Origin of the sequence: Micromonospora sp. RV43, assembly GCF_001029515.1 — a bacterium.
In the GTDB taxonomy this organism is placed as follows: Bacteria; Actinomycetota; Actinomycetes; order Mycobacteriales; family Micromonosporaceae; genus Micromonospora; species Micromonospora aurantiaca.
Window position 1 is genome coordinate 1 of record NZ_LEKG01000245.1, and the last position, 7,864, is coordinate 7,864.

General features: G+C 71.1%; 7 protein-coding genes. All 7 read left to right on the top strand.

Features of this window, described 5'->3' with window-relative positions:
* Nucleotides 1–19: 19 nt before the first annotated feature.
* The gene (locus ABD52_RS34635; protein WP_030271186.1) at nucleotides 20–1,204 is read left to right on the top strand and encodes a spermidine/putrescine ABC transporter substrate-binding protein; all 1,185 of its coding nucleotides are present in this window, start codon (nucleotides 20–22) and stop codon (nucleotides 1,202–1,204) included.
* The gene (locus ABD52_RS34640; protein WP_047894507.1) at nucleotides 1,201–2,358 is read left to right on the top strand and encodes an ABC transporter ATP-binding protein; all 1,158 of its coding nucleotides are present in this window, start codon (nucleotides 1,201–1,203) and stop codon (nucleotides 2,356–2,358) included. The genes ABD52_RS34635 and ABD52_RS34640 overlap by 4 nt, the downstream gene beginning before the upstream one ends.
* 76 nt (nucleotides 2,359–2,434) lie before the next feature.
* Nucleotides 2,435–3,343, top strand: a complete 909-nt coding sequence (locus ABD52_RS34645) for an ABC transporter permease (RefSeq protein ID WP_013284169.1) — start codon at nucleotides 2,435–2,437, stop codon at nucleotides 3,341–3,343.
* A gap of 55 nt (nucleotides 3,344–3,398) precedes the next feature.
* Nucleotides 3,399–4,232, top strand: coding sequence for an ABC transporter permease (locus ABD52_RS34650; protein WP_013284170.1), 834 nt, complete (start codon nucleotides 3,399–3,401; stop codon nucleotides 4,230–4,232).
* A complete protein-coding gene (locus tag ABD52_RS34655; protein ID WP_047894508.1) occupies nucleotides 4,229–5,650 on the top strand; it encodes an FAD-binding oxidoreductase in 1,422 nt (473 codons plus the stop codon). The genes ABD52_RS34650 and ABD52_RS34655 overlap by 4 nt, the downstream gene beginning before the upstream one ends.
* Nucleotides 5,650–6,852: a saccharopine dehydrogenase family protein gene (locus ABD52_RS34660; RefSeq protein ID WP_047894509.1), complete on the top strand. Its 1,203-nt coding sequence runs from the start codon at nucleotides 5,650–5,652 to the stop codon at nucleotides 6,850–6,852. The genes ABD52_RS34655 and ABD52_RS34660 overlap by 1 nt, the downstream gene beginning before the upstream one ends.
* Nucleotides 6,849–7,862: an agmatinase gene (speB, locus tag ABD52_RS34665; protein ID WP_047894510.1), complete on the top strand. Its 1,014-nt coding sequence runs from the start codon at nucleotides 6,849–6,851 to the stop codon at nucleotides 7,860–7,862. Before ABD52_RS34660 ends, speB begins: the two co-directional genes overlap by 4 nt.
* Nucleotides 7,863–7,864: the final 2 nt, after the last annotated feature.

Below are 7,864 nucleotides of genomic sequence, written 5' to 3' on the forward strand. Positions count from 1 at the left end.
CCCCCCAAGGAGTCGTCACATGCGTAGTCCCCTCCGGCCCCTCACCCGGCGTGGTCTGCTCACCGGGACCGTCGGCTCGGCCGCGCTGCTCGCCACCGCGGGCACCCTGGCCGGCTGCGGGACCAAGGGCGCCCAGCAGACCGAAGCCGGCTGCAAGAGCGAGGATCTGTCCGCCACCGAGAAGAAGGTCGCCTTCTCGAACTGGCCGCAGTACATGGACACCGACGAGAAGGACGAGTCCAAGCGCCCCACGCTCGACGCGTTCGTCGCCGCGTCGGGCATCCAGGTGACGTACACCGAGGACGTCAACGACAACAACGAGTTCTTCGGCAAGGTGCGCAACCAGCTCGCCGGGTGTCAGAGCACCGGCCGGGACATCATGGTGCTCACCGACTGGATGGCCGCCCGGATGATCCGCCTCGGCTGGGTGCAGAAGCTCGACAAGTCGAAGATGCCCAACGTCGAGGCGAACCTGCTGTCGTCGCTGCGCGGGCGCTCCTTCGACGCCGAGACCCAGCTCGCGGTCCCGTGGCAGTCCGGGCTGGCCGGGCTCGCGTACAACGCGAAGGTCGCCAAGGAGATCCGCACCGTCGACGAGCTGCTCACCCGCCCCGATCTCAAGGGCAAGGTGACAGTGCTGTCGGAGATGCGCGACACCATCGGCCTGCTGCTCCAGTCGCTCGGCCACGACCCGGCCAAGTTCACCCCGGCCCAGTTCGACGACGCGCTGAACAAGCTGAAGAAGGCGGTGGACAGCAAGCAGATCCGGCGGTTCACCGGCAACGACTACGCGCCCGACCTGGCCAAGGGCGACATCGCCGCGTGCATCGGCTGGTCCGGCGACGTCGTGCAGCTCGGCTTCGAGGACGACAAGATCAAGTTCGTGGTGCCCGAGTCCGGCGTGATGCTCTGGTCGGACAACATGCTGGTGCCGAACAAGGCCACCCACAAGGCCAACGCCGAGGCGTTGATGAACCACTACTACGACCCGGCGGTGGCGGCGAAGCTGGCCGCGTACGTCAACTACATCTGCCCCGTGCAGGGCGCGCAGGCCGAGATGGAGAAGATCGACCCGGATCTGGCGACCAACCCGCTGATCTTCCCGGACGACACGATGCTGTCCAAGGCCAAGGTATTCATGGCGCTCGACGAAGCGCAGGAGAAGGAGTACGAGACCAAGTTCCAGCAGGTGATCGGCGCGTGAAGGGGCAGCAGACCCCGGCCGGTGACCTGCGACTGGTCGACCTGACCAAGCGGTTCGGCGTCTTCACCGCCGTCGACGACCTCACCCTCACCATCCCGCAGGGCTCGTTCTTCGCCCTGCTCGGCGCGTCCGGCTGCGGCAAGACCACCACACTGCGGATGATCGCCGGGCTGGAGCAGCCCACCAGCGGGCAGGTGCTGCTCGGCGAGCAGGACATCGCCGGGCTGCGGCCGTACAAGCGGCCGGTGAACACCGTCTTCCAGAGCTACGCCCTCTTCCCGCACCTGGACATCCACGAGAACGTGGCGTTCGGGCTGCGCCGCCGCGGCATCCGCAAGGTGAGCGACCAGGTGGAGCGGATGCTCGCGCTGGTGCAGCTCGAAGGGTACGGGCGGCGCCGCCCGGCCCAGCTCTCCGGCGGCCAGCAGCAGCGCGTCGCGCTGGCCAGGGCGCTCATCAACCACCCGCAGGTGCTGTTGCTCGACGAGCCGCTCGGCGCGCTCGACCTCAAGCTGCGCCGGCAGATGCAGATCGAGCTGAAGCGGATCCAGACCGAGGTCGGCATCACGTTCGTGCACGTCACCCACGACCAGGAGGAGGCCATGACAATGGCCGACACGGTCGCGGTGATGAACGCCGGCCGGATCGAGCAACTCGGTGCGCCCGCCGACATCTACGAGTACCCGGCCACCGCGTTCGTGGCGAACTTCCTCGGCCAGTCCAACCTGCTCGCCGCCGAAGCCGGCGGTCGCGCCGCCGACGACGTGCTGGTCACGGCGCACGGCTCGCGCTTCTCGGTGCCCGCCGGCCGGGCACGGCTCACCGACGGGCCGGCCTTCCTCGGCGTACGTCCGGAGAAGCTGCACCTGGCCGACGGCCCGGACGGGGTGCCGGCCGGGCACCAGCACGTCGGCGGCATCGTCACCGACACCTCCTACGTCGGGGTGAGCACCCAGTACCTGGTGCGCACCGCGTGGGGCAGCGAGCTGTCCGCGTTCGCGGCGAACAGCGGGCTGGGCGGCCGCCTCGCCGTCGGCACGGCGGTGACCGCGCACTGGGATCCGCGGCACGCGTTCCTGCTGCCCCGGGCCGCCGGTGAGGACGACCAGACCACGCCGCTGCTCGACGAGCCGCCGGTGGGTGCGTCGGCATGAGCGAGCGTAGCGAGCGAATCGGCCGGCTCAGCGCGAAGGTGCCTCATGGCGGCACGGAGCGAAGCGGAGTGGCGGCATGAGCGCGCTGGCCCACGTACCGACCTCCGCCGGGAAGCCGGTGCCGCCGCCGGTGCGGCGCGGGCGCAGCCGCCTCCTTCCGTACCTGTTGCTGCTGCCCGGCGCGGTCTGGCTGCTCGTCTTCTTCGCGCTCCCGCTGGTGCAGCTCGCCTCGGCCAGCCTCTACGACCCGGCCGGCTCGCTCTCCACCGGGTACGCCATGACCTGGGCGTTCAGCAACTACCCGGACGCGTTGCAGGCGTACTGGCCGCAGTTCTCCCGGTCGTTCCTCTACTCGGCCATCGCGCTGGTGCTCGCGCTGCTGATGGGCTACCCGCTGGCGTACGCGATCGCGCAGAAGGCCGGCCGGTGGAAGAACCTGCTGCTGGTCGCGGTGGTCGCGCCGATGTTCACCAGCTTCCTGGTGCGCACGCTGGCCTGGAAGACCATCCTGTCGGACAACGGCGCGCTGGTCGGGCTGCTGCGCGACGTGCACCTGCTCGGCCCGGACGGCCGGCTGCTCGCCACCCCGATCGCCGTTGTGCTCGGCCTGACGTACAACTTCCTGCCGTTCCTGGTGCTGCCGCTGTACGCGAGCCTGGAGCGGCTCGATTCCCGGCTGCTGGAGGCGGCGAGCGACCTGTACGCGAGCCCGCTGCGCGCGTTCGCCAAGGTCACGCTGCCGCTGTCGATGCCTGGCCTGATCGCCGGCACGCTGCTGTTCTTCATCCCGGCCACCGGTGACTACATCAACGCCGAGCTGCTCGGTACGCCGAACGAGTACATGATCGGCAACGTCATCGACTCGGCGTTCCTGGTCCGGCTGGACTATCCGCAGGGCGCGGCGCTGTCGTTCCTGCTGATGGCCGCGATCCTGGCGATCGTCTTCGTCTACCTGCGGAAGGCCGGCACGGAGGAGGTTCTGTGAGCGCGAGGAGCGCAGCGAAGCGGAGCCCCGCAGTCGCGAACGAAAGGCGGGCGCTGTGAACGGACTCAGGCGCTGGCTCGCCGACCGGTGGGTGATGGGCGTGGCACTGCTCGTCCTCGGCTACCTGACGCTGCCGATCATGGTGGTCGCCGGCCTGTCCTTCAACCGGCCCTCCAGCCGGCTCTCCTACGACTTCAACGAGTTCACGCTCGACAACTGGAAGCAGCCCTGCGCCACCTCGGACATGTGCGACGCCGTGGTGCGCAGCATGCAGATCGGCCTCATCGCCACGGTCGTCTCCACGCTCCTCGGCACGCTGATGGCGTTCGCCCTGGTCCGGCACAGCTTCCGCGGCCGCTCCGGGCTCAACGGGCTGATCTTCCTGCCGATGGCCACCCCGGAACTCGTGATGGGCACCTCGCTGCTCGCCCTCTTCGTCGCCGCCGGGGTGCCGCAGGGCTTCTGGACCATCGTCATCGCGCACGTCATGTTCTGCGTGTCGTTCGTCGTGGTCACCGTGAAGGCCCGGCTCTCCGGCATGGACCGGCGGCTGGAGGAAGCCGCGATGGACCTGTACGCCAGCGAGTGGCAGACGTTCCGCCGGATCACGCTGCCGCTCGTGCTACCCGGCATCGTGGCCGCCGCGCTGCTGGCGTTCTCGCTCAGCTTCGACGACTTCATCATCACGAACTTCAACGCCGGCACCACTGTCACGTTCCCCATGTACGTCTGGGGCGCCTCCCAGCGGGGCATCCCGCCGCAGGTGAACGTGATCGGCACGGCCATGTTCGTGATCGCGTTGCTGCTGGTCGGGGCCACCTCGCTGCGCGGGCGGCGGGCGCGACGGGCCGCCCTCGCGATGGTCGCCACACCGGCGGGCAAGCCATGACACTCCCGCATACCGGCCGGGCGCTGGCCGACGCCGCGCCCGTGTCGTACTGGCTGGACCGCCCGGCTCGCCCCGACCCGCTGCCGCCGCTGACCGGGACGCACACCGCCGACCTGCTCGTCGTCGGCGGCGGGTACGCCGGGCTGTGGACCGCGCTGCTCGCGAAGGAGGCCGACCCGGACCGCGACGTCCTGCTCGTCGACGCGGGCACGTGCGGCTGGGCGGCGTCCGGGCGCAACGGCGGGTTCTGCGCCGCGTCGCTCACCCACGGGCTCGCCAACGGCGTCGAACGGTTCCCCGGCGAGATCGGCGAGCTGGAACGGCTGGGCCGGGAGAACCTCGACGCCATCGCCGCCACCGTGGCGAAGTACGGCATCGACTGCGACTTCGAACGCACCGGCGAACTGGCGGTTGCTGTCGAGCCGTACCAGCTCGACGGGCTCGCCGCCGACGCCGAGCTGGCCCGCCGGTACGGCCACGACGTGCGGCTGCTCGACCGAGACGAGGTACGCGCCGAGGTGGCGTCGCCGACGTACCTGGGCGGGATGTGGGACCGCGACCGGGTGGCCCTGCTCGACCCGGCGAAGCTCGCCTGGGGACTGCGCCGGGCCGCGCTCGACCTGGGCGTACGCGTGCACGAGCACACCCGCGTCACCGGCCTGACCGGCGACGGCGCCGGGCTGCGCGCCACCACCGCGGGCGGCGCGGACGCGGCGCCCGGCGCGGTACGGGCGCGGCAGGTCGTGCTGGCCACGAACGCGTTCCCGCCGCTGCTGCGCCGGCTGCGCTCCTGGATCGTGCCGGTCTACGACTACGCGCTGATGACCGAGCCGCTGACCGGGGCGCAGCGCGACGCGATCGGCTGGCGGCACCGGCAGGGGCTCGCCGACACCGGCAACCAGTTCCACTACTACCGGCTCACCGCCGACAACCGGATCCTGTTCGGCGGCTACGACGCCGTCTACCACTACGGCAACCGGGTGGCGCCCGCGCTGGAGCAGCGCGAGGCCACCTTCACCACGCTGGCGTCGCACTTCTTCGCGACCTTCCCGCAACTCGATGGCCTGCGGTTCAGCCACCGCTGGGGTGGCGTCATCGACACCTGCACCCGGTTCTGCGCGTTCTTCGGCACCGCGTACTCCGGACGCCTGGCGTACGCGGCCGGATTCACCGGGCTCGGCGTCGGCGCGACCCGGTTCGGCGCCCGCGTGACGCTCGACCTGCTCTCCGGCACTGACACCCCGCTGACCCGGCTCGACCTGGTGCGCCGCAAGCCGCTGCCGTTCCCGCCGGAACCGGCCCGGTCCGTGGGCATCAACCTCACCCGATGGTCGCTCGCCCGCGCCGACGCGCGGGACGGACGGCGCAACCTCTGGCTCCGTACTCTCGACCGTCTTGGACTGGGGTTCGACTCCTGATGCGTATCCTCCTCGTCGGCGCCGGTGGCGTCGGCTCCGCCGCCGTATCCATCGCCGCCCGCCGTACCTTCTTCGAGATCATGGTGGTCGCCGACCACGACCCGGCGCGGGCCGCGCGGGCCGTCGCCGGGCACGGCGACCGGTTCGTCGCCGCCACAGTGGACGCCGCCTCCGCCGACGCGGTGGCCGCGCTGTGCCGGGAACACCGGATCACGCACGTGCTCAACGCGGTGGACCCGCGCTTCGTCATGCCGATCTTCGACGGTGCGTTCGCCGCCGGGGCCGACTACCTGGACATGGCGATGTCGCTGTCCCGGCCGCACCCCGAGCACCCCTACGCCGAGACCGGGGTCAAGCTCGGCGACGAGCAGTTCGCCGTCGCGGAGCAGTGGGCCGCCGCCGGACGGCTCGCGCTCTGCGGCATCGGCGTCGAACCGGGCCTGTCCGACGTCTTCGCCCGCTACGCCGCCGACGAACTCTTCGCCGAGATCGACGAGATCGGGGTACGCGACGGCGCGAACCTCACAGTCGCCGGGTACGAGTTCGCGCCCTCGTTCTCCATCTGGACCACCATCGAGGAGTGCCTCAACCCGCCGGTGATCTGGGAGGCCGGGCGCGGCTGGTTCACCACCGAACCGTTCAGCGAGCCCGAGGTGTTCGACTTGCCGGCCGGGATCGGCCCGGTCGAGTGCGTCAACGTCGAGCACGAGGAGGTGCTGCTCATCCCGCGCTGGGTGCCGGCGAAGCGGGTCACCTTCAAGTACGGCCTCGGCGCCGAGTTCATCGAGGTGCTGCGCACGCTGCACAAGCTCGGGCTGGACTCCACCCAGCCGGTGCGGGTACGCGGGGTCGACGTGTCGCCGCGCGACCTGGTGGCCGCCGCGCTGCCCGACCCGGCCACGCTCGGCGACCGGATGAGCGGCAAGACCTGCGCCGGCACGTACGTCACCGGCACCGGGCCGGACGGGCGGCCCCGCCGCGTCTACCTCTACCACGTGGTCGACAACGAGTGGTCGATGGCCGAGTACGGCCACCAGGCGGTGGTCTGGCAGACCGCCGTCAACCCGGTCGTCGCGCTGGAACTGCTCGCCACCGGCGCCTGGTCCGGCACGGGCGTGCTCGGCCCGGAGGCGTTCCCGCCGATCCCCTTCCTGGACCTGCTCACCGGCTACGGTTCGCCGTGGGGGATGGAGGAACGATGACCCGGTACGGCCCGATGTACGGTCCCGACATCACGTTCCTCGGCGTGCCACCGTGCACAGTCGAGGAACCGGTCACGTACGCCGACGCGGACGTGGTGATCATCGGGGCGCCGTTCGACGGCGGCACCTCGCACCGGCCGGGCACCCGGTTCGGGCCGTCCGCCATCCGGCAGGCCTGCTACCTGCCGCACGACGGCTCCCGCCCCTCGCTGGCGCTGCGCGTCGACGCGCTGAAGGACCTGTGCGTCTACGACGCCGGCGACGTGGAGATGTTCAGCGGCGACATCGAGCGCTCGCTGGCCGCGCTGGAGACCGCCGTGCACGCGGTCGCCGCCGCCGGGGCGATCCCTGTGGTGCTCGGCGGCGACCACTCCATCGCGCTGCCCGACGCCACAGGCGTGGCCCGGCACCACGGGCTCGGCCGGGTGTCGCTCGTGCACTTCGACGCGCACGCCGACACCGGCGACGTCGAGTTCGGCTCGCTGCACGGCCACGGTCAGCCGATGCGCCGGCTCATCGAGTCCGGTGCGGTACGCGGCGATCGCTTCCTCCAGATCGGGCTGCGCGGCTACTGGCCCGGCCCGGACACGCTGGCGTGGATGGCGGAACAGCGGATGCGCTCGTACGAGATGACCGAAGTCGTGGCGCGCGGCCTGGACACCTGCCTCACCGAGGCGTTCGGCATCGCGACCGACGAGTGCGAGGGCGTGTTCCTCTCCGTCGACGTGGACGTGGTCGACCCGGGCATGGCACCCGGCACCGGCACGCCCGAGCCGGGCGGGTTCACCTCCCGGCAACTGCTCGACGCGGTGCGCCGGGTCTGTTACGAGCTGCCTGTGGTCGGGCTGGACGTGGTCGAGGTCGCCCCGCCGTACGACCACGCCGACATCACCGCGTACCTGGGCAACCGGGTGGTGCTGGAGGCGCTGTCCGCGATAGCCCGCCGCCGCCACGACGCCGAAACCGGAACCCCGTGGAACCCCACCCAGCCGCTCCTGGATGACCGCTGACC